The sequence below is a fragment of the Methylobacterium sp. Leaf106 genome (genome assembly GCF_001422895.1).
Lineage (GTDB): Bacteria > Pseudomonadota > Alphaproteobacteria > Rhizobiales > Beijerinckiaceae > Methylobacterium > Methylobacterium bullatum.
In genome coordinates, this window is sequence record NZ_LMNB01000035.1 from 1 (window position 1) to 26,583 (window position 26,583).

Sequence of the window (26,583 nt, forward strand, 5' to 3'; positions counted from 1 at the left end):
CGGATCGCGCTGGCCGCTCCGACACCGAAGCGTTTGGCTGCCTGACGCCGCGATGTGCCCGCTTCAATCGCGGCGACCACACGCTCGCGCAGATCGACAGAGAGAGCTGAAGGCATGGTGATCCTCCCTCATAAGCCCGTCCAGTGAATCACAACCGGTCCAAATCGCCTACCCCCAACGATTCAAACCGCCAGGGCACGGCTCTAGACGGCGCTCCTGCGTGTTTTTGGGATGTCGTTGATCGCGTGGTCGCCATCTGACGGATGGTCCCCGCGCCTTGAGCGTCCGAAATGGGTGCAGGCTGTGTAAAAACGTCGGCGCTTCGCCATGCCGAAGTGCAGTCTTCCATGATAGACTGAGAAACATCAGCTCAGATGGCTGCGAAGGCGACCTTCGAGTGTTTTCGCAGGAAATTCTTCTGCCTGCGTCAGCCCGAGACGCGTTTCCACACAACCTCGGTGGGGAGCGGGTTCTCGCCTTTAGCACCGATGCGGACGTCCCGCCTCCCGCCCAACCTGGACGCTCGTCTGAATGCGATAAAATTTCGCAAGCAGGCAATTTTTTGCTGCGAACGACCATTCGCGTAAGTTTATCTCATAGAGTGCAAAAAGGATGTTGGGGTTGCCGGTGCCAGGACTGTGCGCAAGCGGAAATAGATGATCGCCATATCGTTATGGGCATCCCATTGCGGAAAAATCAGCATAACGAGACCTTAGAAGGCCTAGTTGTGACTGTTTCCGGGTTTACGTCAGGCTCGCTTGGCGGGAGATACGATGAGCGGAAACGAGGTGGATGGACAGCGCGTTCCAGGAGTCAGTGACCGCGGCGTCCGGCGCCACCGCATCTTCAATTTCGACTTCGACTCACGGCCGAGTCATCTCGTGGCAACGCCGGGCGAAAACTGGAGCGAGGAAGCGCGGGCGCAATGGGATGCTCAGTACAATCAAATCATCGCAAGTCTTAATGCGGAGTTTGGCAGCCTAAACATTGATCGTAAAGTTGATGATTTTGCTGCTTTCGGCGTCAAGCCTTTTTCGATTGTTGCCCACCACAATTCAATGTTCAACCATGTCCGTACTGCGTTTGTCAGCGGCGCCTACTATGCGGCGTTAACTGGGGCCTGCGCATTGGGTGAGCGCATTCTCAATCACCTCATCCTTGACCTGCGAGAGAAATTTAAATCAACACCGCAATACAAGATCGTATACCGAAAGAAATCTTTTGATTGCTGGTCGATTGCCATTGATACGCTTAAAGCGTGGCAGGTGCTGCTCCCCGAGGTAATCGTTTCGTTTCGCGATCTGGAGAAGCTTCGAAACCGGTCGATCCACTTCAATCTGGAAACTGCTTCTCAACTTCGAGAAGATGCCCTGACGGCAGCAAAATTGCTGAGTCGGATTATCGAGCAGCAATTCTGTGCCTTTGGGCAACAGCCCTGGTTTATTGAGGGCACGTTGGGAGCCGGCTTCATCAAGCGCGAATGGGAGAGCAATCCTTTCGTGGCTCACTACTACTGCGCCAAGAACTTCTGCTTAGGGCCGTTTCACTCCGTTGACTTTAGTGACGCTCTAGGTTGGCGCCTCGTCGATCATCCCGATTATGGCGAGTTCGGCATCGACAGCCTAAGTGACGAGCAGTTTAAGGATCTATTTAACAACCATGATCCAGCGCTTTCTGCGCGGGCCAACGATTAGATTGACGACATATAATATAAAATGCTCTGCTTTGCAGCATTTTATATATACTAGCTAACTTTATGCGATTTAGGCGTCATTATTGAGGTCTCTGCCATATAGCCACAAAAATCCTACATCCGTTTTTCGATGGCCCAATCGAGAGCAGATGGTCCGAAATACACCCATTCCAGTTTAATTTTCTGTTCAAACCAGCCGCTTGAAAGCGGCCCTTCCCAGAGCCTGCTGAGGGTCTAAAGCAGCCCCGGCAGCGGGTACCAAACGTCAGATTTTCACTACTATATAGACGGAGGCCTGTTTACGTTGTTTTCCAAGGCTTTACCTCATCCTGAGGCGCCCGCGTCAGCGGGCCTCGAAGGAGCCCTCCAGACACCAAAGCGATCCCTGGATGCCTCCTTCGAGGCCGCTACGCGGCACCTCAGGATGAGGTAAGACCTTGGACTAGCAAATGAAAATAGGCCCTCGGCACATGCATCGAGGCTGAAGATGCCTATGTGCAACTTCAGACGGAACGGCTGAGATTGCGCATCATCGGCCTATACTCTTGGCTCCGATGACGGAGAGAGCCGTGTGGTCCCGCCGCCCGGTCCTTCGCCTCAACGCGCCGGGCGCGCCGCTGCCAGTGCCCGAGAGATCGCCAGCATCACCGCCAACGTGTCCTCCTCGTCCTGCTCGGCGCCGTGATCGCTGAGCTTGACGATGACCGTGCCGGTGTCGCGGTTGATGTAGATGTACTGGCCGTAGACGCCGATGGCGGAGATGTCGTCGTCCCCTTCCGGCACGTGCCACCATTGCGCCGAGTAGGGCCAGCCGTCGACATCCCGGCGCGCCGGGGTCTCGATCCGCTCGATCCAGCGTGCCGGGACGATGTGCGTGCCGCCGACGCGGCCATGGTCGGCCACCATCAGCCCCAGGCGGGCGAAATCCCGCGCCACGGCGTTGATGCAGCAGAAGGCCTTCTCCGTCCCCCCCGGCCGGTCGAGATTCCAGGTCGCCTTCGCCTCGGCGCCCATGGGCTTCCAGATCGCCTCCGAGAGGAGGTCGGCCAGGGGCTTCTTCTGGACCTCCGCGAGGATCAGGCCGAGGATCTCGGTGTCGATGCTGCGGTATTGCCCCGTGCTGCCGGGCTTCGACGACAGGGTGGCGTGGTCGCGCACGAAGTCGCGGATGTCGCGGGTGAGGTACATGCCGGCGGTGCCCGTGAGCGGGTCCCACGGGTCGTAATTCTCCGGCACCGCGAGTCCGCTCGTCATGTCGAGGAGGTCGCGGACGGTGATGCGGCCGAAGGCCGGCTCGTCCCGCAGATACGGCAGCAGAGCCGCCACGTGGTCGGTCTCGGCGAGCTTGCCCTCGGCGATCGTCTGTCCGACCAGCAGCGAAACCACCGATTTCGCCACCGACCAGGACGGGAACAGCGTCGCCGGCCCCGAACCGGGGCGATACCATTCGTGGACGAGGACGCCGTCCTGGGTCACCAGCAGGGCGTTGGTATGGGTCGCCCGCAGCATCTCCGCCAGGGGAACGCTCCGTCCCTTCCAGGGAACCCGGTCGGGAATCGCGTGGAGCCGGACGGGCAGGGGGCGGGACGAGGGCGCCGCCGCCACCACCCGGCTCGCGAACCAAGTGCCCACGGAGGAGGGCTCGACGATGGCGAGGGCGGCGAGCGTGATCGGGTTCGGCACGCCGAGCAGCGGCCCGATGGCGGCCGCCAGCCCGCCCAGCGCCAGGGCGCAGATCAGCGCCCCGGCGAGCCGGGGGCGGCGAAAGCGGGGCCGGAGGCGGGCAAATCGCGACATCACCCCTCAGTGATGCGCGGTCTGGCCCGAGGCGAGGATCGTCACGCCGACGGCGATCACCGCGATCCCGATCATCATCGGCAGGGTGATCGGCTCCTGAAACAACAGCGCGCCGCCGACCGCCGCGCCGACCATGCCGACCCCGGCCCAGATCGCGTAGACGATCCCGATCGGCAGCATGTTCATGCTGTTCGACATCAGCCAGAACGCCGTGCCGTAGCCCAGCACCACGACGATCGTCGGCACCGGCTTGGTGAGACCGTCGGCCGCTTTGAGGGCGAGGGTCGCCGTCACTTCGGCGCCGATGGCCAGGGCGAGGAGGAGATAGGGGTTCATCCGTGGGTCGTCCGTGCGGTCGGCGGGCTGAAGGCGGGTCGGGCGGCCATCCGCATGGCGATGGCCGCGTCATGGCCGATACCGGGGGGAAATCCACCGGTACGGCTCCGGATTTCCAAGAGCACGCCGGCCGTTAATGTCCCGTGTGGATGGCGCATGAAAGGCCGCCCGATGGCGGTCGAAACCGGGTGCGCGTGGCGGTGGCGGTGGCGGTGGCGGTGGCGGTGGGGGTGGCGATGCGGCTCGGGCGGCGCGCACCGGATTCGAAGTCCGCCCGTCGATGGCGTCTTGCCCCGGTCGGGGTCTCACGGCACAGATCGGGGATGGACCGCGCGAGATTCTCTTTCGTCTTGCCAGAGCCGGCGAGTCCGCAGGGGGAGGGGGCTCCCGGCACGATCCTCGTCACCACCGAGACCCTTCCCCTCCCTATGTCCCTCTCCCCGCGACGGAATTCGACACCATGCGCACGACTCTGACCGCCTTTCTCCTCATCGCTCTCACGGGGGCCGCCCTCGCGCAGCAGGTGAACGAGCCGCCGATCCAGAGCCCGCAGGACGCCGCCTGTCGCGAACAGGCCAGGGCGCAGGTGTTCAGCGCCGCCAACCCGAACAACCTCAGCCTCTACGACCTCGGCTCGCAGATCTATCATGCCTGCATGGCCAGCTATCACACCACCGGCCCGAACCCGGACCGCAAGGATCGCCGCTTCTGAGGAGAGCCAAGCCCTTCCGTCTCAACGATAATCGGTGGGCGTCAGGCCGTGCCGGGCGATCTTGTCGTAGAGGGTCTTGCGCGGTGTGCCGAGGGATTCGGCGGCGATGCGGACGTCCCCGCCGGCCATGATCAACTCCTCGCGGATCAGGCCGCGCTCGAACCGGTCGACCTGTTCGGCCAGGGTTCCGGCGGTGGCGGCCTCGGGCGGCGACACCTCGTTCTGCCCGAGGCCCAGGGCGTGACGCTCGGCGAAATGGCCGAGTTCGCGCACGTTGCCGGGCCAGTCGTGCCGGCGCAGGTGCTCCCGCACGGCCGGCGTGATCGGCGCGGGCTCGCGGCCGAAGCGCGTCGCCGCCCGGGTCAGGAACTCCTGGAACAGCAGCATCACGTCCTCGCGCCGGTCGCGCAGGGGCGGGATCGCGATCGTGATGACGTTGAGCCGGTGGTAGAGGTCGTCGCGGAAGGTGCCCTGCGCCGCCGCCTGGCCGAGATCGACCTTGGTCGCCGCCACCACGCGCATGTCGATGGGGCGGATCTCGTTGGTGCCCAGCGGCTCCACCGCCCGTTCCTGCAGCACGCGCAAGAGCTTGACCTGGAGACCGAGCGGCATGCTCTCGATCTCGTCGAGGAACAGCGTGCCCCCCTGCGCGTGCTCGATCCGGCCGACGCGGCGCTTGAGGGCGCCGGTGAAGGCGCCCGCTTCGTGGCCGAAGAGCTCGCTCTCGACGACGCTGTCGGGCAGCGCCCCGCAATTCATGGCGACGAAGTTCCGGCCGGCCCGCCGGCTCCAGCGATGCAGGGCGCTCGCCACCACCTCCTTGCCCGATCCGGTCTCTCCGAAGACGAGCACGTCCACATCGGCCTGGGCGACCTCGCGCACGAGGCGGCGCAGGCGCACCATCTCGGGTGAGATGCCGAGGAAGGCCGGGTCCTCCTCCACCGCCGCGTCCAGCCGGGCGCGCAGGGTGCGGTTCTCGAGGACGAGCCGGCGCCGCTCCAGCGCGCGGCGCGCCGAGGCGACGAGGGATTCGGCCGGATAAGGCTTGGCCAGGAAATCGTAGGCCCCGTCGCGCATGGCGCCCACCGCCATGCGGATGTCGCCATGCCCGGTGATCAGGATGACCGGCAACTCCGGATCGATCGCCTTGATCCGCCCGAACAGGGCGATGCCGTCGAGATCGGGCAGGCGCACGTCGGTGACCACGAGGCCGGGCGGATCGGCGAGGATGGCGGCCAGCGCCGGCCCGGCGGCCCCGAAGGTCTCCACCGTGAACCCGTCGAGCTCCAGGCTCTGGCGGTTGGCGCGGCAGACATCCGCCTCGTCGTCGATGAAGACGACCCGTTCGGCCGACCCGCCCGCACCCTCTTCAACGCTCACGGTGTCGTCTCCACGGGGGCTTTGGCCAGTTCCATCCGAAACACCGCGCCGCCCGCCGGATCGTCCATGGCGTTCAGGCTGCCGCCGCAATCCTCGACGATTCCGCGCGCGATGGCGAGCCCGAGACCGAGCCCATCGGATTTGGTGGTGAAGAAGGCATCGAAGACCTGCGCCCGGATGGTCTCGGGGAGGCCCGGCCCGGTATCGCGGACCTCGATGGCCACGCGATTATCGGGCACGTCCCGCACCAGGAGGGAGACCCGTGGATCGGTGCTCCCCGCCGCCGCGTCGAGGGCGTTCTGGAGCAGGTTGACCACGACCTGTTCGAGGCGCGGCCCGTCGCCGAGGACGGAGAGGCCGGGAGCCGGCTTCTCCGCCGAGACCGCAATCCGGGCCGCCTGCGCCCGTGCTTCCACCAGTTCCAGGCTGTTGGCGAGGATATCGGCGAGCGCCACGGGCTCGCGACGGGGCGACGAGCGCCGGGCGAACCCCTTGAGCTGCCGCGTCAGCCCGCCGATGCGGTCGGTGAGGCGGCCGATGGCGAAGGCGTTCTCCGCCGCCTCCTCGCCCCGGCCCCGCCGCACCAGGATCGCCGCATTGTCGGCGTAGGAGCGGATGGCGGCCAGCGGCTGGTTGATCTCATGCGCCATGCTGGCGGCGAACTGCCCCAACGCTGCGAGCCGTCCGGCCTGGGCGAGTTCGCGGCCCAGGCGCTCCCGCTCGGCTTCCGCCTGCCGTCGTTCCTCCTCCGCCCTCCGCCGCTCCTCGATCTCCAGCCGGAGCATCCTGTTGGCGTCGGTGAGCTCCAGCGTCCGCTCGCGGACGCTCCTCTCCAATTCTTCTCGGCGCGCCGCGGCCTGAGCGAGGTGCTGGCGGGTCCGCCGCCGACGGCCCGCCAGGGTCGCGATCCCGATACAGGCCAGGCCGGTGCCGAGAGCGGCGATGATCCAGGCCTGCACCCGCTCGCGGTCCACGGCAGGGCCCACGGGCGTCAGGGTATGGAGCCGCCAGTCGGTGCCCGGAATGGGGGCGTCCAGGGCGAGGGCCGTCCGCGCCGGCCGTGAGCCCCGGCCGACGCGGACGAGATCCTGCATCCCCCCGACCGGATGGAGCGGGAGCGCCGAGAGCGGCGCTTCGCCGAATTCCAGCGCCGCGCGGATGCGCTTCCGCTCGTCGTCGCCGACCTCGCGCAGGGTGGCGAAGCTCCAGGCGGGATCGCTCGCCACGAGGACGATGCCCCGCGCATCGGCCACGAACACCCCGTCTCCCGATTGCCGCCACGCGGCCTCGACCCCATCGAACTCGATCTTCACCACGACGACGCCGCCAGCCTCGCCGATCCGCCGCGACAGGTAGAGCCCCGCCCGGCCGCTCACCGTGCCCAAGGCGAATTGCGACCCGGCGCCATCGGCCATGGCCTGCCGGAAGTAGGGTCTGAACGCGTAGTCCCGGCCGACGAAGCTGCGCTCGGCCTCCGCGTTGCTCGCGGCCACGGTGATGCCGTCGGGGCGAATGACGTAGATCACCGCCGAGCCCGTGGCGGCCGCCACCTGGGCAAGGCGCTTGCTCACCTGCTCGACCATGGCCGGCGTCGGATCCGGCCCCGCCACGGCGGCGATTTCCGGGTCCGCCGCGAGGGCGAGGGGGAGCGAGGCCTGCTTCTGCATCTCGGCCCGCAAGGCGCCGACCTGCAGCGCCAGGGTCGACTGTGCCGTGCGGCGCAGGTCGGACAGCGCCCAGCGTTCGGCGGCCTGCCCGGCCAGCCACGCCGCGACCCATACGAGGACGAGGCTGGCGGCGAGGGCGAGGCTCCGGCGTGATCGTTTCAGAAGTCCGCGATCGGTTCCCTCGCGAGGCGGGACATTCGAATTCAACGGGCTCGCTCCAGTGCGAAATCCCGGACGGAATTTCGGGACGGGGTGCGGATAACCGCATTCGACGTGAGGAGGAGATTGGCGACCATCTGAAAAATATGTCTCAAATCAATGTTTTAACGAATTATTTCAGGAGTTCCCGACTTGGCACGGCGGTTGCCATTCTCAGACCGAAACGCAGCCCTGCGTTCATCGCAGGGCTGCGCGCCGAAGGGGGCCAGCCCCGGACGCCAAGACCAAAAGACGACGAGCCCCGGACACCCCGGCGCTTCGATCCGAACCGATCTATTCCCAAGGGAGAAGCCCGCCATGGCCACCATACCGTCACCGCTCACCGCGCCGCACGCGGCGGCAAAGCCCAAGCCCCTCTATCGCACGCTGTATTTCCAAGTGCTCCTCGCCGTGGCGATCGGCATCACCCTCGGCCACTTCTACCCGCAGGTCGGCGCGGACATGAAGCCGCTCGGCGACGCCTTCATCAAGCTCGTCAAGATGATCATCGCGCCGGTGATCTTCCTCACGGTCGTTTCCGGCATCGCCGGCATGACCAATCTCGAGAAGGTCGGGCGCGTCGGCGGCAAGGCGCTCATCTACTTCATCACCTTCTCGACGCTGGCCCTCATCGTCGGCCTGATCGTGGCGAACCTCGTCCAGCCGGGCGCGGGCATGCACATCGATCCGAAGTCCCTCGATCCGAAGTCGATCGCGATGTACGCCGACAAGGCGAAGACGCAGTCGATCACCGACTTCCTCATGAACATCATCCCGACCACGGCGGTGGGTGCGTTCTCGGGCGGCGAGATCCTTCAGGTCCTGTTCTTCTCCGTGCTGTTCGGCTTCGGCCTCGCCTTCCTGGGCGATCGCGGCAAGCCGGTTCTCGACATCATCAAGGTGCTGTCGGAAGCCATCTTCGGCGTCGTCAACATCATCATGAAGGTCGCCCCCATCGGCGCCTTCGGCGCCATGGCCTTCACCATCGGCAAGTACGGCATCGCCTCGCTCGCCAACCTCGCCTACCTCGTCGGCGCCTTCTACCTGACCTCGGCGATCTTCGTGCTCGGCGTGCTCGGCCTCGTCGCCCGCTACAACGGCTTCTCGATCATCAAGCTCATCCGCTACATCAAGGAGGAGCTCATGCTCGTCCTCGGTACCTCGTCCTCCGAGTCGGCCCTGCCTTCGCTGCTCGAGAAGATGGAGCGCGCCGGCTGCTCGAAGCCCGTCGTCGGCCTCGTGGTCCCCACCGGCTACTCGTTCAACCTCGACGGCACCAACATCTACATGACCATGGCGGCGCTCTTCATCGCGCAGGCCACGGACACGCCGCTCACCTACGGCGAGCAGGGCCTCCTGCTCCTCGTGGCCATGCTCTCCTCCAAGGGCGCGGCCGGCGTCACCGGTTCGGGCTTCATCACTCTGGCGGCGACCCTCGCGGTGGTCCCCTCCGTGCCCGTCGTCGGCATGGCGCTGATCCTCGGCGTGGATCGCTTCATGTCCGAGTGCCGCGCGCTCACCAACTTCATTGGCAACGCCGTGGCCTGCATCGTGGTCGCCCGCTGGGAAGGTGAAGTGGACGAGGTCAGACTCGCGGCGGCACTGGGCGGCAACCCGATGCCTCTGGCAGCCGAGATGCCGGTTCTCCAGGCTGCGGAGTAACGCCCGTCCCACTTCTAGCCGGGTGGCGATCCAGCTGGCTCGAAGACGATCCGAAAGGGGCTGCCGGACCGCAATGGCCCGGTAGCCCCTTTCGCGTTCAGCACGGCCTCGGCTCCTCGACGCGATGGGTCACCCGAGGCCATTCCAGACGAGACACGTGCCCGAGATCGCCAGAAGCCCGTCCATCATGAACCGGAACGTCTCCGGGGCGAGGCGAAGCACGAAGGGCTTTGCCACGAACGCCCCCACCATGAGCGCCGCGCCCACGGCGAGGCCTCTGACCAAATCCTCGGCCGGCAATGCGCCGGTTCCCTGAAAGGTCAGGGTCTTGGTCAGGTAGATTGCCAGCGACGCAGCCGCCTCCGTGCCGATGAACGCACCCTTGGTGAGGCCGTAGCCGATGAAGACCGGAACCGAGGCCGGGCCGGTCGAGGCGACGATGCCCGTCAGGAAGCCGATTGCCGCTCCGGCAACCGCCAGATGGGGGACCCGCACTCTGACGAGGCTGTTGGCCAGCCAGCGGCGTCCAGGGATCATCGCCAGAAGGAACGCGCCGATCGCCAGATCGACAGCACGCGGCGGCAGGACCAGCATCGTGCGAGCGCTGAGCATTGCTGCCGGAATTCCGGTCGCCGCATAGGCGGCGACGGCCCGCCAGTCGACCTCTCGCCACCATGCCAGGATGCGCGAGAGGTTCGCCATCACGGCCGCGACCGCCATGATCGGGATGGCCTCCTTGGGCCCGTAGACATAAGCGAGAACCGGCACCAGCATGATCGAGGAGCCGGTGCCGATGATGCCGCTGACGACGCCCGCCACGAGGCCGATGGAGAGGATGAGAAGCAGGCCCATCGGCCGATTGTGCCCGGTCGAACCGGAAGTCCCTAGGGACAATGCCTGACGTTGGATAACCTCGGCCTGCGAGCCTGTGCTGACGGAGGCCGGCTCGGATCACTTTCCCGCCAGCGGACGTTCCCCTGCCTCATGCTGACCAGTCGGACCGATCTTGCCGATCTCGGCACCTTCCTCGCCATCGCTCGCCACCTGAGTTTCCGGCGTGCGGGGCTGGAACTCGGTGTCAGTGCCTCCGCGCTGAGCCATGCCCTCAAGGCGATGGAGGCTCGCCTCGGCGTGCGGCTGATCAATCGCACCAGCCGGAGCGTCACCCTGACCGCAACGGGCGAAGAGCTTCTGGCGTCGCTCGATGCGCCCTTCGCGGCGATCGGTTCGGCGCTCGATGGGCTCAACCGCCACCGGGAGCCAGGGAACGCCGCGGGGCGCATTCGTCTCAATGTGCTCGAACATGCCAGCACGCTGCTGCTCGCGCCAGTGCTGCCCGCCTTCAGCGAGCGCCATCCGCAGATTGAGATCGACGTCCGGGTCTCCAACGAGTTGCTCGACATCGTGGATGCCGGGGCCGATGCGGGCATCCGATATGGCGGCACCGTCGCTCAGGACATGATCGCCCAGCGCCTGTCGGCCGACCTTCGCTGGGTGGTTGTCGGCGCACCCTGTTATCTCGATCGGCATGGAACGCCGGCGCATCCACACGACCTGTTGGCGCATCGGTGCCTGCGCATCCGCCTCGGCGACGAACGGCTCTACGGTTGGGAGTTCGAACGGGCCGGTGAGTCGCTCGCGCTCGACGTGCCCGGCGCCGTGACGATCGACAACACGCACTTCGCACTGTCCCTCGCGATGGCAGGCGGGGGGCTGGCCTACCTCCCCGAACCATGCGTCAGGTCGCCGGTCGGTCGCGGTGAACTGCGCGTCGTTCTGACGGATTGGGCACCCGAGGGAGCCGGCTTTCACATCTACTATCCGGGACGCCGCCAGTTGCCCACAGGCCTGCGGCTCCTCATCGATCTGGTTCGCGAGCTTCGCCCGCTCGGTCTGTAGGCGCGATGTCGCCAAGCGATGAGCCATGCTCATCGGTCCGTTGAAGCAATGGCGGGTCATCGGAGTGACGCCGTGAGCCTACTTGTCGCTGATCGGTGAGCGGTAAGGCTCGCCATCACGGCCAGCCGGAGGCTTCCGACATGCTCACCACGCACCGTTTCACCGAAAAGGTCGTTTTCGTCACAGGTGCCGCCAGCGGCATCGGACGTGCCGCCGCCCTCGCTTTCGCGGCCGAGGGGGCTCGCGTGGCGATTGCCGATCGGACTGAGGCGACCCTGGAACACTTGCGGGCCGAGATCGAAGCGGCCGGCGGAGAAGTCCTGGCGATCCGTTGCGACGTGTCTCTGCCGGAAGAGGTGGAAGCGGCGATTGCCGGAACCGTCGAACGCTTCGGACGCCTCGACTGTGCCTTCAACAATGCCGGAGTCGAGAACAGGGCCACGCCGGTCCACGAGATCGAACTCGACGAATGGGACCGCATCCTCGACATCAACCTGAGGGGGACCTTCCTCTGCATGAAGTATGAGTTGGCGCAGATGGTGCGCCAGGGTGGCGGCGTGGTGGTCAACACCTCCTCCGGTGCCGGCATCCGCGGTGTTGCGGGTGGCGCGGCTTATGCCGCGTCCAAACATGCCATCATCGGTCTGACCCGCTCGGCGGCGCTGGACTATGCCAGGAAGAACATTCGGGTGAACGCCATCCTGCCCGGCAATATCGAAACACCGATGATGGACCGTTTCACGGGAGGCGACGTTCAAAAGGCGATCGACCTCGAACCGGTAGGGCGCCTCGGCAAGCCGGAGGAGATCGCAGAAGCGGTGCTCTGGATGTGCTCGGACGTCGGTGGGTTCGTGACCGGAGCCGCCACGGTGATCGATGGTGGCTGGTCGCTTTGACGGTCGATCCGGCGAAAACGGAGGAGCAGGCGAATGGACATCACACGCAGCGGGTCGCGACCGTCCGGCAGGGGACCGTCCGAATGGTTCACCGGGACCGTGCGGATCGACCCTCTTTTCTCCGCGCCCGAGCCGGCGCGGGTCGCCGGAGCGAGCGTGACGTTCGAGCCGGGTGCCCGCACCGCGTGGCATACGCATCCGCTCGGCCAGACGCTCATCGTCACCTTCGGGGCCGGCTGGGTTCAGCGGGAGGGCGGCCCGATGGAGGCTATCGCGCCGGGCGACGTCGTTTGGTTCGAGCCGGGTGAAAAACACTGGCACGGGGCAACGGCAACGACGGCCCTGACGCATATCGCGATCCAGGAGCAGCTCGAAGGCCGGGCGGTGACGTGGTTGGAACAGGTCACCGACGAACACTATCGCGGCGTCTGACGCTCGCGCAAAGGTGGCCCCTCGACGGGCGGGCGCGAAGACCCCCGTCCCGACGGGGCCTCATGTGGAGGGCGTCAGGGTGAAGACGTGGTCCGCTCCGGCAATGGTGGCCGGGCGGTGGGCGACGATGATCCGGGTCATGCGCAGATCGCGCAAAGCCTCGGCGATGACCGCTTCCGTCGCTTCGTCGAGATGGCTCGTCGCCTCGTCGAGGAACAGGATCTCCGGTTTGCGGTAGAGGGCGCGGGCAAGGATGACCCGCTGCTTCTGGCCGCCCGAGAGCGTCGAACCCATATCGCCCACGAGGGTCTCGAACCCCATCGGGGTGCGCTTGATGTCGGCGAGAATCGCGGCGCGCGCGGCGCATTCCTCGATCCAGCCGGCATCCGGCCGTTCGTCGAAACTGGCGATGTTCTCGGCGATGGAGCCGGCGAAGAGGCCGTCATTCTGCATCACGCCCGCGATCCGGCGGCGATAGCTGGCCGCCCCGAGGGTGCGGATCTCCTGCCCGTCGACGAGGACGCGCCCCTCGCTCGCCGGCAGCAGGCCCATCATGATCTTCATCAGTGAGGTCTTGCCCGAGCCCGAGGGGCCGGTGATGGCGAAGCTCGTCCCCGCCGGCACGTCGAGGCTGAGGTCGCGGAAGATCCAGGGCTCGTCCGCGCCGTAGCGCAGGGCGAGCTCCTTCACGGCGACACTCCCCGTCCCCTCCGTCGCCCGGATCACCGCCGGGGCGGCCGGTTCCAGGGTGGAGCCGGAACCCTCCTCGGGCTCGCTCATGACGATGTCCGACAGCCGGTCGGTCTGGACGTTGAGCATGCGCAGTTGGAAGCCCGACTGGATCAGGTTGCCGATCCGCTGCGAGAACTGGTCGCGATAGGCGAGGAAGGCCACCAGCATGCCGAGCGTCATCGACTGGTCGATGACCGCCCGCGCGCCGAGCACGAGCAGGAGCAGCCTGTCGACGCCGAACAGCAGCTCATTGGCCCGGCCGAAGACGAGGTCGAGGCGCTGGAGCCGCAGCCGGGCGTTCAGCGAGGTGACGAAGTGGTTCATCCAGGTGCCGCGCCGGCGCTCGCGCAGGTCGAGGAGCTTCACGCTCGCCATGCCGCGCACGGTCTCGATGAAATGGCTCTGCTGGCGCGCCTCGGCGACGATCGCCTCCTCGGTGCCCTCGCGGTAGGAGGCGTAGGCGGCGATCCGCAGCGCCGCGGCGAGCGCCGTCGAGGCGACGACGACGAGGGATAGCCAGCCGCCATAGACCACCAGCATGGCGAGCATGCCGATGGACATGATCCCGTCAAGCACGGCTTGGACGAGATCGGTGGTGAGCCCCTTCTGGATCGTCGCCAGGGAGCCGAAGCGCGAGATCACGTCGCCGACGTGCCGCTTCTCGAAATAGTCCAGTGGCAGGCGCGAGAGGTGGTCGAACAAGCTCCCCGACCATTGGTAGTTCAGCTTGGTCCCGGTGAGCATGATCGCCCAGGTCCGCGCCACCGAGAGGACGAGCTGGACGACGAGCAGAAGGGCGAGCCCCACCGCCACCACCAGCAACAGGTCGAGATCGGCGTTGACGATGACCTCGTCGATGACGATCTGCGATGCGATCGGCATCAGGATCGCGACGAGCTCGATGCCGAGGGACAGGGCCAGGATCTGGGCGAGCGCCGGGCGGATGCCGCCGATCGTCCGGAACAGGTCGCCCAGCGCCAGTCCGCGCTGCCGCTTCTCGCGCACGAAGCTGGTGGTCGGGCTCGCTTCCAGGGCGACGCCCGTGAACTCGCGCGACGCCTCCGCGAAGGTGAGCTTGCGCCGCCCCCGGGCGGGATCGTGGATGACGATCCCCCTGCCGTTCACGGCGGTGAGCACGACGAAGTGGTTGAGCCCCCAATGCAGGATGCAGGGCGTCTTGAGCTTGGGCAAGTCCTTCAGTTCCGCCCGCAAGGCCCGGGTTGCGAGGCCCATCGAGCCCGCGAGATCGACGAGATTGCGCAGGGTCATGCCCTTGAGCGACAGAGCGTGCCGGCGGCGCAGGGCGCCGAGATCGACATGGCGGCCGTGATAGCCGAGCACCATGCCGAGGCAGGCCATGCCGCATTCGGCGGCCTCCGCCTGAAGCAGGACGGGCACGCGCCGGCCGAAGCCGAACTGAAGGGTGCTGAGCAGGCTCACGCTTTCATCCGCCGCGGGTCACGAGATCGACGCTGCGCTTGACCCGATAGAGCGGGTCGAGAAGCCAGCGGTAGAGGGGGCGCTTCTCCAGTGCGATGTCGGCCTCGACCCGCATCCCGGCTTCCAGACGGCGGCTCTCGCCATAGGCGACCACACTGCTCTCGTCCGGCCGCACGATGATGCGGTAGATGCCGTCGCCATTCTTCGCCTTGGCGCCGGCGGCTTCCGGCAGGTCGGCGGCCTCCAGGGGCGCGCGGGTGACCTCCGTGACGGTGCCGCGGTAGAGGCCGAAGCGCTGGAAGGGAAAGGCCGCGTAGCGCAGCATCACGGCCTCCCCCGTATCGATGAAGCCGATGGCGGAGGATTCCACGAACAGGTTCGCTTGGAGCCGGCCCTCGCTCGGTAGCAGGGTGAGCAGCGTGGCGCCCGCCGCCACGCCTTGGCCGGCCTGGACCCGGATGGAGGTGAGGATGCCCTTCTCCGGCGCCCGCACCTCGATGGCCCTGCGGGCCTCGCTCTCGGCCCGCTGCTGCTCCAACTGGGCGGCGGTGCGGTCCATCTCGGCGAGGTCGCGGGCGAGCTTGTCGTCGAAGGTGGCGAGCGTCGCCTGCAACTCGCCGACCTTGCCCATGAGCTGCAGGCGCGAATTGCGGAACTGGGCAAGCTGGGAACTCGCCTGCAGGTAGAGGTAATTCTGGTTCTGGAGGTCGGCCGAGCGGGCAAAGCCGTCGCTCACCGCCTTGGCGAGGACATCGACCCGCTCTTTCAGCGGGGGCACCAGCTTCTCCTGCAGCTGGACCTGCTCCTCCAATTGCAGCGACTGGGATTGGAGGTTGTCGATCTGCTCGGCGAGCGAGCGCTTCTCGGTGGCCGCCATGGCCGACCGCAACCGAGATTGAGCCTCGATCGTCTCCTTCTGCCGGGCCAGCTGATCGATGATGCGCTGCTGGGTCGGGCCGTTGGCTGAGACGGCGTCGAGGTCGAGCGTGTAGAGAAGCTGGCCCTGCACGACCCGGTCCCCCTCCTTCACCCCCGAGGCGCTGACGCGTCCGGCCACCGGGCTCGCCACAGTGATGAGACCCACATCCGGTGTGAGCATGCCGAAGGCGTGGATACGGCGGGTGTAGGTGCCGAAGACCACGTACAGGATTGCCGCGATGGTGATCAGGATCGTGATCGCGGTCATCAGCCGGATTGAGAGCGGCTGCACGATCTGGGCTTCGCCCAACCAGGAATCCTGGCGCGCTCGGGCGACCTCTGCGCGAAAAAGCGGCGACGTCATCGGGTTCGGCGGTCCTCCTAGCCCAAGGGCGGCGTAGTTCGATGTTGAGGCGTGTTATGCACGAGAAGCGCGGCGGGCCTACCGGCCCGCCGCGCTTATTCACCGATCAGGATTGATGCGGATCAGTGCTCAGTGGCCGCCGAGGAGGCCACCGACCGCGCCGAGAAGACCGCCGACGAGGCCACTCACCAAGCCACCCACCTGACCGACCACCCCGGAAACGGCGCCGAGTTCGCTGGACAGGTCGAGGTCCAGACCGAGGGACAGGCCGCCGCCGACGGCGTCGAGTTCGGTGGCATCGAGTTCGCGGATGGTGTCGAGGTTCTGGGTCATGTCACATCTCCGGAATTAGGCGGCGCGTTCGCTTCGCGCCACGCCGAGAAATCGGGTTGGCGGGCCGGGCTACTTGCCGCCCAGGAGGCCACCAACGGCGCCGAGCAGGCCACCGACGAGACCCCCGACCAAACCGCCGACTTGGTCGATCGTGCCCGAAACGGCACCGAGTTCACTCGAAAGGTCGAGGTCGAGACCCAGGGAGAGGCCGCCGCCGACCGCATCGAGCTCGGATGCATCGAGGGTGCGGATGGTGTCATTCGTCTTAGACATTCATTCTCTCCAGAGTGTATTCGGTATGTCGATCTTTTTCTCTAGTCTATGTTTGAAAGCATTCGGTCTTGCTTTCTGTTATCCAGACTACACGCTCAGAATCGTCCATCAACCCTCAATTTCGACCTTCATGCCTGAGGTCGCCCCTCGGTGAGCTTTGTTGTCGATTGATGACGGCGTGGCTGTTCCTTCGGCTACGGTCGGCGAAGGTCTGATTTTCCTCACCAAGTTTGCTGGAATTTGGCGATTCTTGCTGAGGATGAGGCAAGGATTGGAATTCTGTATTTTCCTAATCAAAGCACTGATAAACATCATGTTTTTTGAATTATTTGACAATTTGTCGCAGGTAAGTCAATCGACAAAGTGAGGCTTGACTGTGTGGAATTTGCTTCCCCTCCTATCGGCTTAGGCGACAACAATGATTTGCGCCCCCCGCAGTGAGGCGGTCCGAGGGCGGCAAGTTTTATTATAGATTTGACAAAGGGCAGTCGCATTGCCCGAGGAGGCCGTGGCAGTCACCGTCAGCGGGCTAGGCTGAGCGACAAAGGCAAGACATCTCACAATAGGCCTTGTCGCGTCGGATGCAGGTTCATTGGATCTCACCCTTGCGTGCTGCATCGCTTTGCAAGAAAGTGCAGAACGAACGGATTGCGGTGGCGGTTGTTCGTCAAGGCGGCTCATTGCCGATCGAATGCCCAAACTGGGCGCTCGAGGACGGGGCCTTTCGAGACGAGTTTCTTGCGACCGTCCGGGAGACGGGCCGCCAATGGGAGTTTTCGCATGCATCATGATCGCGTGAATGCGGATTGATCAGAGCGAATGCGGTTGCACGATCGAACTCCACGGTGAGATCGAGGCTGTGCTCCAGACCAGCGCGGGCCTCGGGTGGTCCGGCATCGGCTTCAGCGACATCATGCTCGGCAGCCAGGGGACGGTGTCCATCGTCCAGCAAGGCATCCACTTCGCCCTGTCGCTGGCGCCGCCGAGTCAGCGCTTTCTCTGGTCGGGCCAGACTTACGATTTCTCGGAGGACAACATCATCGTCCTCGAGCCGGGGGCTGCCGTGGTCGAGAGTTGGACCGGGCCGTTCCGTACGCTGACACTGAGACTGGCCCCGGAGGCCGTCGAGCGCATCACCGACGCCTCCCTCACCAAGACACAGATCCGGACCCAGTTCGTTCCGTCGCGCTCGCAGATCGCGGTGAGCCATCTGCTGCAAGCCGTGTCGGCCGACCTGGAGACGGGATGCTCCACCGGGCCATTGTTGGTGGAAAGCGTATCGGCGACGCTGCTGCAGTTGTTCTCAGGCGGTAAAACGATGCCCCGCCGCACCGGCCCCACGCTGACGTCGCCACAGGCCGCGACCCTTCGCGAACTGATCCTCTCCCGCCTCGCTGAACCGCTGAGCCTGCAACACTTGGCGGACGCCGTCGGCACCAGCGTCGGCCATCTCGTTCGCGCCTTCAAGACATCCTTCGGCGTGACACCCTATCAGTTCATCCTGCGGGAGCGGGTGAACCGGGCGCAGGACCTGATTGCCAGCGGGACGTTGAGCCTGAGCGAGATCGTGCCCCTGGCGGGGTTCAACGATGCGAGCCAGATGTCGAAGACCTTCCGCCGTCTCACGGGACAGCCGCCACGCGCCTTCCTGCGCCGGGCGCGCGAGACTCGGCCCCTCGGCCCATCGAACGGTTAAGTCCCCCCGCGAGGAGTTCCGGCTGTGCCCCCGATTCTTCAGCGGTCGGGGCGATCAGCATCGCTCTTGAATGCCTCCGACCCCCAGGCCGTCATTACCGGGTGTGATCGTTATCGACGAGGCGACGAGTTCCCGCGACGGCGAAACCGATGCGGCGGAGATGGCGGCCCTGTCCGGCACGCGCACGCTCATGCTGACCGCGCGCCGGCTGACGAATCTGAACGGAACGGATGTTGTCCATGCCCTGGACGAAGTCCGGCCGATCGCTTCGGGACCACCCGATATTGTCCTGCCGACGACCACAGTGGAACCAGTCCGTTCGATTGTGGGACTCCGATAAGGGATGGTGCGGTCGCAATGCAGGACCGCATGGCCTATCCGGCCTGCCGTTCCGGATCCCCGCCCGTCAGCACTGCGTCGCGGTACATCGGTCCATGCTCCTGGCCCGCAGAACCGTAGCGCTCACCGGGCCTTCAGCACCACCCGGCAGGCGGCAGGAAGGGCCGCCATGGTCATCGGCGGCTTGGGCCTCACCGGCTTCGTCGATTTCGGCGGGTTCAGCACCGCGTCGCTGAACCAATAGGCGAGTTCCTCGCCACAGCCGTCGCCGGGGGGCGGCGGGGCCTGGTCCCCGCACTGATCGTCGCCGGCCGGGCAAGAGAGGCGAATATGGTAGTGGTAATTGTGCCCGTACATCGGGCGAACCTTGTTGAGCCAGGAGCGGTCGCCACCCGCTCCCCGACACAGGGCCTTCTTGATCGCCGGGTTGACGAAGAGGCGCGCGACTTCTGGCTGCTGTGCCGTGAGGCGGATCAGCTTGAGATGTTCCGGTGTCCAGACCTGCGGATCGATGTCGAGGCGGTCCGTGCGCACCACGTTGGTGGCCGAGGTCTCCTCGCGCTCCGCGCGTGTCATGCGGTGGTTTGGCATCGGTGTCAGCCAGATATCCGCGTCGAGGCCGAGCTGGTGGGAGGCATGGCCGGTGAGCATCGGTCCGCCGCGAGGCTGGGACATGTCGCCGACGAGAAGGCCGTTCCAACCGACGCTGGGCGCCTTGGCCGCCAGTCGCTCGATGAAATCCACGAGATTCGGCGTGCCCCACATCCGGTTGCGTGAGAGGCGCATCACCTGCCAGTTCTGTCCGTCCTGGGCCAGCGCCTCGCCGCCGGAGAAGCATCCCTTGGCATAGGATCCGTAGGGTCTTGCAGGGCCGGGAGCCGGCGTCGTTGCCCGCCCGAAGAGGGCTTTGGCCGGTGTCGAGGGCGCGTCGGGATTGTCCAGTGGCGGTAGGGGCTTGGGGTTCACACTGCCCCTGTCCTGGGCCTGTGCGGCCCCTCCGCAGGCGAGGAAGGCGAGGGCCGCGAGGCGGAACGAGCGTAAGGTCAGGTGCATGGCGCCAACCTAGTCCATCGGCCGTCGGGCCGTCGAGAGCTCTCGGCTATTCCGCTGGCGAGACCGAGATCTTGATCGAGTCCGATTTCGCGCCGCTGACGACGATGAGAATGGGCGTGGTGCCGAACTGGAACCGGACGCTCTTCGAAACGCCCGGACATCCGGGCCGCATCGTGCTCGCCACAGGTTTGCGCGTCGTCGTGCCGTCCTGGCTCACGTCGATCCAGGCATTGTCCGACAGGGTCACCTGATACAGGCCGGGCATAACGACGGGCGGTATTCGCAAGCTGCCGCCGAATGTGCCGGGATTCGGTTCCCGCGAGGGCACGAAGGGGAGATCGGCCTCGGCGATCGGCTTGAGTGCCAGGACGGCGCCCGGCATCTCTGCAGAGAGGGTCGCGCCGGAATCGAGCCGGGGGAGAGAAGGAGCTTCGAACCAGGCCTGCTCACGCAGGAGCGGCCAGTCGAACGAGGTGCAGGCGGCCGGATCGGCGACCTGTTGCGCCGACGCCCTATCGGCGTCGAGACCCGCGCCGGATGCGAGCACCAGGCCGGCGATGATCGGGAGCATTCTGCGCATGGCCACTGTCCTATGAACGGTCGCGGCCCCCTCGACGGTGAGAACGGTGCCGTGACCGGAAAGGTTTCCCGCGGTTGTCCGCTTCGGGGGGGCAGTGCGGACCCGGTGATCACTCGTCGTCCGGTTGCTCGACGTCCTCGGACACGGTTCGGCGTACGCCCCAGCCGCGCAACGTCTCGTTGAGCTCGTCGAGGACGAAATGGCGGGCACTGTCGCGGTCGTAGCCTTCGTCGAGATAGGAATCGTATTCGGTGAAGACGTGGCGGGCAAAGGCGACGAGGGCGAGCCAAGCCGCGTTCTCGGGGCTCGCATTCCGCAGCCCCGGACTTGTCAGCGCCCGGGAGAGGACGGAGTCCGTCTCGAAAGCGGGCAGGCGCGGAGCGAGGATACGAAGCGCTTCGCCGACGGCGTCCGCGCGGGTCATCGCGGCGTCTTTACTTGTCGTGGTGGCCGGCGGCGATCCGATCCGTGAGGGCCATGAGGATTCCGGACACGACGAAGACCATGTGGAGACCGACGAGCCAGTACAATTCGCGGTCCGGCGTCGCCTTGATGTCCATGAAGGCTTTCAGCAGCGAGATCGCCGAAATGGCGACGATCGACGACATCAGCTTCAGCTTCAGCCCGGTGAAGTCGATCGTCCCCATCCATTCGGGCCAGTCCTTGTGGTCCGTATGATCGATCTTCGAGACGAAGTTCTCGTAGCCCGAGAACATCACGATGATGAGCAGCGACGCGGTGAAGGACAGATCCACCAGGGTCAGCACGCCGAGAATGATCTGCGACTCGGTGGCGCTCCACATGTGCAGGACGAAATGAGCGAGTTCCTGCAATAGCTTGACCAGAAGCACGACGATGCCGATGCCGAGCGCCGCGTAGAACGGCGCCAGTAGCCAGCGGCACGCGAAGAGTACGCGTTCGAAAACCTGTTCGATCATCCGTCTCGAATCCCCCGCCCGACCGGGCGGGGTTTGGCATGTGCGGCAAAGCTCGACAAGCGGTGAGCTCGGCGGGCGAGGCGCCTCAGGCGGCGACGCCGGTACCGATCGGACAGGTCACGCCGGTGCCACCGACACCGCAATAACCCGCAGGGTTCTTGGCGAGATATTGCTGATGGTAACCCTCGGCGAAGTAGAACGTATCGAGGGGGACGATCTCCGTGGTGATCTCGCCGAACCCGCGTGCCTTCAAAGCTTCCCCGTAGGCCTCCCGTACGCGTCGGGCGGTCTCGGCCTGCGCCTCGTTCGCCGTGTAGATGCCCGAACGGTACTGCGTGCCGACATCGTTGCCCTGGCGCATGCCCTGGGTCGGGTCATGGTTCTCGAAGAACGTCTTGAGTACCGCCTCCAGGGGGCGAACGGCCGGATCGTAGACGACGAGAACCACCTCGTTATGCCCGGTCATGCCCGAGCAGACCTCTTCGTAGGTCGGGTTGGGCGTGAAGCCGCCGGCATAGCCCACCGCCGTCACGACGATTCCGTCCGGCAATTGCCAGAACTTGCGTTCGGTGCCCCAGAAGCAGCCGAGCCCGAGGACGATCTGCTCGCTTCCCTCCGGATAGGGGCCCTTCAGCGGATGGCCGTTGACGAAATGGGTCTCGGTGGTGGGGGTCGGCGTCGACCGGCCGGGCAGCGCGTCGGCGGCGCTCGGCATTTCGGGACGTTTGCGGAAGAACTGGAGCATCGGGGCCTCCGTGAGAGGGCGGGATATTCCCTATATGGGGTGCCGGACCCTCTTCCTGAATGCCCCGTGTCGAAACGGCCATGCCTTACGGTCGAGGCGTCAGGGCCGGCTGAGAAAGCCGATCGGCTCTCGGGGCGGCTGGCCGAGCCAGAGCAGGAAGGCCCCGAGACCGAGGCCGAGGAGGCAGGCGGGGGCCAGAGTGAGCGGCAGGACGAGGGCCTGCCACAGCCATGGGGCCACGCTCTCCACCGAGCCCTGGAGCGCACTCCCGCGCTCCTTGAACAGCGTCATCAGAAGGTCGCTCAGGCTGGTGAAGCGAACGCCGTTATTGGCGATCGAGCGCGCGCCATCGTAGACGAGGCCGACGAAGCCCGCCGCGAGGACGACATATCCGATGAGGCGGCTTAGGAAGCGGAGCATCGCGGCTTGCACACACGCCGGCTCCCATGCCGGCCCTGCGGGATTAGGGGGCGCCGTCGCGAGGCGCAAGGTCTCCGAGGCACACGCCGTCCCGGCAGCGAGCGCGCATCGGCCGCCATTGCGCGCCGTGACGGCTCCGTGGCACAGCCCGTCCCAGCCATTTCTAGCGGACCATCGCCTTGCCGACCGAACCCGAAACTTCCACCGGACTGGTGATCTTCGATTGCGACGGCGTGCTGGTCGACAGCGAGCCGCTGAGCCTCGGGACACTGACGGCGGGGCTCAACCGGATAGGCGTCGCCATCGATGTGGATACGGTGAGGGAGCGCTTCGCCGGCACGTCGATGACGTCGATCATGGGACATATCGAGCGCGATTACGGGATCGCCGCACCCGACGGCTTCGTCGAGACGGTGAAGGCCGAAACCCTTCGTGCCTTCGACCGCGACCTGCGTGCCATGGAGGGAATCGCCCTGGCGGTGCGGGCGCTGGAGCTTCCGAGCTGCGTTGCATCGAGCAGCGATCCGGCGCGGCTCGCCCATTCGCTCGGCCTCACCGGCCTTCTGCCCCTGTTCGAGGGCCGCATCTTCTCGGCGACCATGGTCTCTCGCGGCAAGCCGGCGCCCGATCTTTTCCTCCTGGCCGCCGCCGAGATGGGATTCGCCCCCGGCCACTGCCTCGTTGTCGAGGACAGCGTGCCCGGCGTCACGGCGGCGCGCGCCGCCGGAATGCGCGTCCTCGGCTTCATCGGCGGGGGCCATTGGGAGCACGATCCCACGGGGGCGGACCTGATCTCGGCCGGGGCCGAACGGGTCTATGCGCATCATCGCGACCTTGCCGGCCTGATCGGGCGCGCCGCCGCATCCGTCTGACCTCGGTTCTTCCCGAAGAAATCGCCTGTGCTTCGTCGGTCTGCGCGTCATTCATGCCATGAGGGCGCATGCATTCGGAAGATGCATCCGTTGACGAAGCGGAGGACTGCTATCATTCTATAGGTGCGGTTGTGGTCCGTATGGGCCGATCCGCCGCGGTGATTTGAAGTGTGTAGCTTGCGCCGCGTCATCAAACGCTAAAGCACTGCGGAGCGCTCGCGCCTCGTGGTCCTTCATCGAAAGGATGACTTGCCGTGATTGATCGAACCTCCTTCCAAGCTCTTCTGCATGCCTGCTCCGGCTGTCGATGCTGACCGACCCGTCAGATCGAGCCGCTTTCAGCAGATGGCCCTCGGGCCGCGTCAGGAGTTCACGACACCATGCCCCATCTCCACCAGGACGACGCTCATCGGGCGTTGAATCGATTGCACACGCCTGATGCCCGGGCGGATCATCTCCAGGCCCGTGCCCGCAACCGCCTTCATGCCGCCCCGCCGCCGCGGGTGATCGAAATTGGCGAAGTGACGGCCGGAATCGCCGTGCCCGAACGGGGCGGCGTGCGGTTCTTCTCGTCAGAACGCGATTTCGACCCCCTCGACGGGCTCGTCTTCCGCAGCGTCGAGCAGGCGGCAAAGGCGGCGCGGGACCGTTTCGCGGCCCGTCGTGCGCCGCGCCGGCACGCCGTCCCAACCCGGCTCGATCTCGTGCGTCCCGAGGCGGATCTCGACCTTCATCGGACGGCGTACGGGCGCTGAGCGTTCGTTACCCTTCGACAGTGGGCGTTCCGACAGGGACGCCCACTGCGGGGACAGGCCCTTTACGCTTCGACGACGGTGCTCGACGGACGCGTGGCCCTCAGGCTTCGCCGGCGCTCGGCTCGGGCGAGTTCGGCCGCATTGGCAAATCCCGTCGCCATGGCGATATCGGCCGAACTCAGCGCGCTTTCGCGACGAAGCTGATGGGCCCGGTCGAGACGCAGGGCGAGATAATGCTGGTGAAGACTGATACCGATCCGGTTTCTGAAGAGTAGCTCGAGCTGGCGGATCGACACGCGGGCGAGATCGGCCAGTCCCTGCCGCGAGAGCGGCGTTTCCAGATTGGTTTCCATTGCGGCTAGGACCCGCAGAAGGCGCGGGTCACGCACTCCGATCCGCAGGCGCAGGTCCATCCTCTGCGGGCTCAGGCCCTCTCGGATCTGGTTGTGCAGGAACCAGTCGCTGACGCCGTTGGCGAGGCCCGGACCGTGGTCGCGCTCGATCAGGTTGAGCATCAGGTCGAGGGCGGCGATGCCGCCCGAGCAGGTGATCCGATCGTCCTGGATCTCGAACAGGGAGCGCACGACCTCGATATCCGGGTAGCGTTCCTCGAAGGCGGGAACATGCTCCCAGTGGAGCGTGCAACGGCGCCCCGTCAGCAGACCCGCGCGGGCGAGCAGGTAAGGCCCTCCGGAAATGCCGCCGAGGGTGATCCCACGCCGGGCGAGATGGCGAAGCCAGGCGGTCAGGGCCGGGTCGTCGAAGGCAGCAGGATTTCCGCCCGCACAGACGAAGACCCGATCGGCGTCGAGTTTGGTGTCTCCGACATCGACATCCGGCAGGATCGCGATTCCGTTCGAAGCCTGTACGGCGCCTCCCCCCGGTGCCGCATGCCACCAGCGGTAGACTTCGCTGTCCAAGAGGGTATTGGCCGCCCGCATGGGTTCGACCGCGGCCGCGTAGGACATGAGCGGAAAGCCGGGCAGCAGGATGAAGCCGACGGTCAGCGGCTTCGGCTTTTCTGGCGCGGCGGTGTTCCGATCCAAACGTGAAGGAGTGGGAGCTGGGGGGCGGATGCTCATTTCTGCGCGAATTGTCCGAATGACGTCGCAAAATGCAAGGGGTGCTGGCTGGCGATAAGCTACCGATGAGGCTCACACGCCGCATTCAGCCCCGGAGCATGTCCCGCCATGCGCTATTCCCTTCTCAGCGTCCTGGGTCAGGCCCTGCGTGGCCAACGCGATTGGAAGCCCCAATGGCGCGATGCTGCGCCCAAGGCCGAGTATGACGCCGTCATCGTCGGCGGCGGCGGCCACGGTCTCGCGACCGCCTATTACCTCGCCAAGGAGCACGGCATCACCAACGTGGCCGTGCTGGAGAAGAGCCATGTCGGCTCCGGCAACGTCGGGCGCAACACCACCATCGTCCGCTCGAATTACGGGCTCGCCGGCAACATCCCGTTCTACGAACGGTCGATGAAGCTCTGGGAGGGGCTGGAGCAGGACATCAACTACAACGCCATGGTGAGCCAGCGCGGCGTGCTGAATCTCTACCATTCGGATGCGCAACGCGATGCCTATGCCCGGCGCGGCAACGCCATGCGGATGGCGGGCATCGATGCCGAACTTCTCGACCGAGAGGGGGTTCGGGGAATGGTGCCGTTCATCGATTTCGACAATGCGCGCTTTCCCGTGAAGGGCGGTCTCCTCCAGCGCCGGGGCGGCACCGTGCGCCACGACGCGGTGGCCTGGGGCTACGCCCGCGCAGCCAGCGACCGGGGCGTCGATATCGTCCAGAACTGCGCCGTCACCGGCATCCGCCGCGAGAATGGGCGGGTGGTCGGGGTCGAGACGAGCCGTGGCTTCATCCGGGCGAAGAAGGTCGCGCTCTCGGTGGCGGGCTCGACATCGCTGCTGGCCTCCATGGCCGATCTTCGCCTGCCCATCGAGAGCCACGTGCTCCAGGCCTTCGTCAGCGAGGGCGTGAAGCCTCTCATCGACACGGTGATGACCTTCGGGGCCGGCCATTTCTACGTCAGCCAGTCGGACAAGGGCGGCCTCGTCTTCGGGGGCGATATCGACGGCTACAATTCCTACGCCCAGCGCGGCAACCTCGCGACGATCGAGGACGTGATGGAGGGCGGCATGGCCCTGTGGCCGGGCCTCGGGCGCCTGCGGCTGCTGCGGCACTGGGGCGGGATCATGGACATGTCCATGGATGGCAGCCCGATCATCGACCGCACTCCGGTCGACGGTCTCTATCTCAATGCGGGCTGGTGTTACGGCGGCTTCAAGGCGACCCCGGCGGCGGGCTTCTGCTTTGCCCATCTCATCGCCCGCGACACGTCCCATGAGGACGCCGCCGCCTACCGACTCGACCGCTTCGCCACCGGCCATCTCATCGACGAGAAGGGCATGGGCGCCCAGCCGAACCTGCATTGAGCGCGGATCTGG

The 26,583-nt window shown here is 65.9% G+C and carries 28 protein-coding genes; 11 read left to right on the forward strand and 17 right to left on the reverse strand.

Translation table 11 applies throughout. The annotated features are described in order from the left end of the window. Window positions 1-116 (reverse strand): IS630 transposase-related protein (locus ASF34_RS22940; RefSeq protein ID WP_244479066.1); only part of this gene is annotated, 116 nt, incomplete at its 3' end. 657 nt (window positions 117-773) lie between these two features. On the opposite strand from ASF34_RS22940, the gene ASF34_RS20260 reads away from it, so the two are divergent. Then, window positions 774-1,694 (forward strand): hypothetical protein, encoded by a 921-nt coding sequence (locus ASF34_RS20260; RefSeq protein ID WP_156465793.1) that lies wholly within the window; start codon window positions 774-776, stop codon window positions 1,692-1,694. 596 nt (window positions 1,695-2,290) lie between these two features. Here the strand turns inward: ASF34_RS20260 and ASF34_RS20265 are convergent. Together ASF34_RS20265 and ASF34_RS20270 are read right to left on the reverse strand one after the other, a co-directional pair. Further along, window positions 2,291-3,490, reverse strand: a complete 1,200-nt coding sequence (locus tag ASF34_RS20265; protein ID WP_056164032.1) for a serine hydrolase domain-containing protein — start codon at window positions 3,488-3,490, stop codon at window positions 2,291-2,293. A gap of 6 nt (window positions 3,491-3,496) precedes the next feature. Further along, entirely contained in the window at window positions 3,497-3,826 is a 330-nt protein-coding gene (locus tag ASF34_RS20270; protein ID WP_056164035.1) for a DMT family transporter, read from the reverse strand. 460 nt (window positions 3,827-4,286) lie between these two features. Between ASF34_RS20270 and ASF34_RS20275 the strand changes: the two genes are divergently transcribed. Beyond that, window positions 4,287-4,538 carry a hypothetical protein gene (locus tag ASF34_RS20275; RefSeq protein ID WP_018045615.1) on the forward strand — a complete coding sequence of 84 codons (252 nt, stop codon included), beginning with the start codon at window positions 4,287-4,289 and terminating at the stop codon, window positions 4,536-4,538. Window positions 4,539-4,559: 21 nt separating this feature from the next. Here the strand turns inward: ASF34_RS20275 and ASF34_RS20280 are convergent, their stop codons facing one another. Both ASF34_RS20280 and ASF34_RS20285 read right to left on the reverse strand, forming a co-directional pair. Next, complete coding sequence (locus ASF34_RS20280) at window positions 4,560-5,918, reverse strand: sigma-54-dependent transcriptional regulator (RefSeq protein WP_018045614.1); 1,359 nt, start codon at window positions 5,916-5,918, stop codon at window positions 4,560-4,562. Continuing rightward, entirely contained in the window at window positions 5,915-7,792 is a 1,878-nt protein-coding gene (locus tag ASF34_RS20285) for a sensor histidine kinase (RefSeq protein WP_056164038.1), read from the reverse strand. Before ASF34_RS20285 ends, ASF34_RS20280 begins: the two co-directional genes overlap by 4 nt. A gap of 309 nt (window positions 7,793-8,101) precedes the next feature. On the opposite strand from ASF34_RS20285, the gene ASF34_RS20290 reads away from it, so the two are divergent. Beyond that, on the forward strand, window positions 8,102-9,445 hold the full coding sequence (locus tag ASF34_RS20290) for a dicarboxylate/amino acid:cation symporter (RefSeq protein WP_018045612.1): 1,344 nt from the start codon (window positions 8,102-8,104) through the stop codon (window positions 9,443-9,445). A gap of 129 nt (window positions 9,446-9,574) precedes the next feature. Here ASF34_RS20290 and ASF34_RS20295 read toward each other — a convergent pair whose 3' ends face one another. Continuing rightward, window positions 9,575-10,297, reverse strand: coding sequence for a sulfite exporter TauE/SafE family protein (locus ASF34_RS20295; RefSeq protein ID WP_018045611.1), 723 nt, complete (start codon window positions 10,295-10,297; stop codon window positions 9,575-9,577). 132 nt (window positions 10,298-10,429) lie between these two features. Here ASF34_RS20295 and ASF34_RS20300 point away from each other — a divergent pair, with 132 nt between their 5' ends. The 3 genes from ASF34_RS20300 to ASF34_RS20310 all read left to right on the forward strand — a co-directional run bounded on the left by ASF34_RS20300 (window position 10,430) and on the right by ASF34_RS20310 (window position 12,672). Next, entirely contained in the window at window positions 10,430-11,344 is a 915-nt protein-coding gene (locus ASF34_RS20300) for a LysR family transcriptional regulator (RefSeq protein WP_018045610.1), read from the forward strand. Window positions 11,345-11,484: 140 nt separating this feature from the next. Continuing rightward, the gene (locus ASF34_RS20305; protein WP_018045609.1) at window positions 11,485-12,240 is read left to right on the forward strand and encodes a glucose 1-dehydrogenase; all 756 of its coding nucleotides are present in this window, start codon (window positions 11,485-11,487) and stop codon (window positions 12,238-12,240) included. 33 nt (window positions 12,241-12,273) lie between these two features. Then, window positions 12,274-12,672 (forward strand): (R)-mandelonitrile lyase, encoded by a 399-nt coding sequence (locus ASF34_RS20310; RefSeq protein WP_056164042.1) that lies wholly within the window; start codon window positions 12,274-12,276, stop codon window positions 12,670-12,672. Window positions 12,673-12,732: 60 nt separating this feature from the next. Here the strand turns inward: ASF34_RS20310 and ASF34_RS20315 are convergent, their stop codons facing one another. From ASF34_RS20315 to ASF34_RS20330, 4 genes are all read right to left on the reverse strand, one after another. Then, entirely contained in the window at window positions 12,733-14,844 is a 2,112-nt protein-coding gene (locus tag ASF34_RS20315) for a peptidase domain-containing ABC transporter (protein ID WP_056164045.1), read from the reverse strand. 4 nt (window positions 14,845-14,848) lie between these two features. Next, on the reverse strand, window positions 14,849-16,126 hold the full coding sequence (locus ASF34_RS20320) for an HlyD family secretion protein (RefSeq protein ID WP_056164048.1): 1,278 nt from the start codon (window positions 16,124-16,126) through the stop codon (window positions 14,849-14,851). Between the two features lie 129 nt (window positions 16,127-16,255). Then, the gene (locus ASF34_RS20325) at window positions 16,256-16,459 is read right to left on the reverse strand and encodes a hypothetical protein (protein WP_018045605.1); all 204 of its coding nucleotides are present in this window, start codon (window positions 16,457-16,459) and stop codon (window positions 16,256-16,258) included. Between the two features lie 69 nt (window positions 16,460-16,528). Next, on the reverse strand, window positions 16,529-16,732 hold the full coding sequence (locus ASF34_RS20330; RefSeq protein ID WP_018045604.1) for a hypothetical protein: 204 nt from the start codon (window positions 16,730-16,732) through the stop codon (window positions 16,529-16,531). A 799-nt stretch (window positions 16,733-17,531) separates the two neighbouring features. Here ASF34_RS20330 and ASF34_RS20335 point away from each other — a divergent pair. Both ASF34_RS20335 and ASF34_RS20340 read left to right on the forward strand, forming a co-directional pair. Further along, a complete protein-coding gene (locus ASF34_RS20335; protein ID WP_056164051.1) occupies window positions 17,532-18,428 on the forward strand; it encodes a helix-turn-helix domain-containing protein in 897 nt (298 codons plus the stop codon). A 103-nt stretch (window positions 18,429-18,531) separates the two neighbouring features. Beyond that, complete coding sequence (locus ASF34_RS20340; RefSeq protein ID WP_056164055.1) at window positions 18,532-18,768, forward strand: hypothetical protein; 237 nt, start codon at window positions 18,532-18,534, stop codon at window positions 18,766-18,768. A gap of 122 nt (window positions 18,769-18,890) precedes the next feature. On the opposite strand, the gene mepA is transcribed toward ASF34_RS20340, so the two are convergent. The 6 genes from mepA to ASF34_RS20370 all read right to left on the reverse strand — a co-directional run bounded on the left by mepA (window position 18,891) and on the right by ASF34_RS20370 (window position 22,503). Further along, complete coding sequence (mepA, locus tag ASF34_RS20345) at window positions 18,891-19,820, reverse strand: penicillin-insensitive murein endopeptidase (protein WP_018045601.1); 930 nt, start codon at window positions 19,818-19,820, stop codon at window positions 18,891-18,893. A gap of 46 nt (window positions 19,821-19,866) precedes the next feature. Beyond that, window positions 19,867-20,400, reverse strand: coding sequence for a hypothetical protein (locus ASF34_RS20350; RefSeq protein ID WP_244479062.1), 534 nt, complete (start codon window positions 20,398-20,400; stop codon window positions 19,867-19,869). A gap of 109 nt (window positions 20,401-20,509) precedes the next feature. Beyond that, window positions 20,510-20,824, reverse strand: coding sequence for a DUF2293 domain-containing protein (locus tag ASF34_RS20355; RefSeq protein ID WP_018045599.1), 315 nt, complete (start codon window positions 20,822-20,824; stop codon window positions 20,510-20,512). A gap of 10 nt (window positions 20,825-20,834) precedes the next feature. Further along, window positions 20,835-21,338: a TIGR00645 family protein gene (locus ASF34_RS20360; RefSeq protein WP_018045598.1), complete on the reverse strand. Its 504-nt coding sequence runs from the start codon at window positions 21,336-21,338 to the stop codon at window positions 20,835-20,837. A gap of 85 nt (window positions 21,339-21,423) precedes the next feature. Beyond that, a complete protein-coding gene (gene msrA / locus ASF34_RS20365; protein WP_056164061.1) occupies window positions 21,424-22,083 on the reverse strand; it encodes a peptide-methionine (S)-S-oxide reductase MsrA in 660 nt (219 codons plus the stop codon). 99 nt (window positions 22,084-22,182) lie between these two features. After that, window positions 22,183-22,503 (reverse strand): hypothetical protein, encoded by a 321-nt coding sequence (locus ASF34_RS20370; protein ID WP_056164064.1) that lies wholly within the window; start codon window positions 22,501-22,503, stop codon window positions 22,183-22,185. A gap of 179 nt (window positions 22,504-22,682) precedes the next feature. Between ASF34_RS20370 and ASF34_RS20375 the strand changes: the two genes are divergently transcribed. Beyond that, entirely contained in the window at window positions 22,683-23,375 is a 693-nt protein-coding gene (locus tag ASF34_RS20375) for an HAD family hydrolase (RefSeq protein WP_056164067.1), read from the forward strand. A gap of 380 nt (window positions 23,376-23,755) precedes the next feature. Beyond that, complete coding sequence (locus ASF34_RS22510; RefSeq protein WP_443136552.1) at window positions 23,756-24,130, forward strand: hypothetical protein; 375 nt, start codon at window positions 23,756-23,758, stop codon at window positions 24,128-24,130. A 62-nt stretch (window positions 24,131-24,192) separates the two neighbouring features. On the opposite strand, the gene ASF34_RS20380 is transcribed toward ASF34_RS22510, so the two are convergent. Next, complete coding sequence (locus tag ASF34_RS20380; protein WP_056164070.1) at window positions 24,193-25,212, reverse strand: GlxA family transcriptional regulator; 1,020 nt, start codon at window positions 25,210-25,212, stop codon at window positions 24,193-24,195. Window positions 25,213-25,320: 108 nt separating this feature from the next. On the opposite strand from ASF34_RS20380, the gene ASF34_RS20385 reads away from it, so the two are divergent. Beyond that, window positions 25,321-26,571, forward strand: coding sequence for a sarcosine oxidase subunit beta family protein (locus tag ASF34_RS20385; RefSeq protein WP_018045591.1), 1,251 nt, complete (start codon window positions 25,321-25,323; stop codon window positions 26,569-26,571). The last annotated feature ends 12 nt before the right edge of the window (window positions 26,572-26,583 follow it).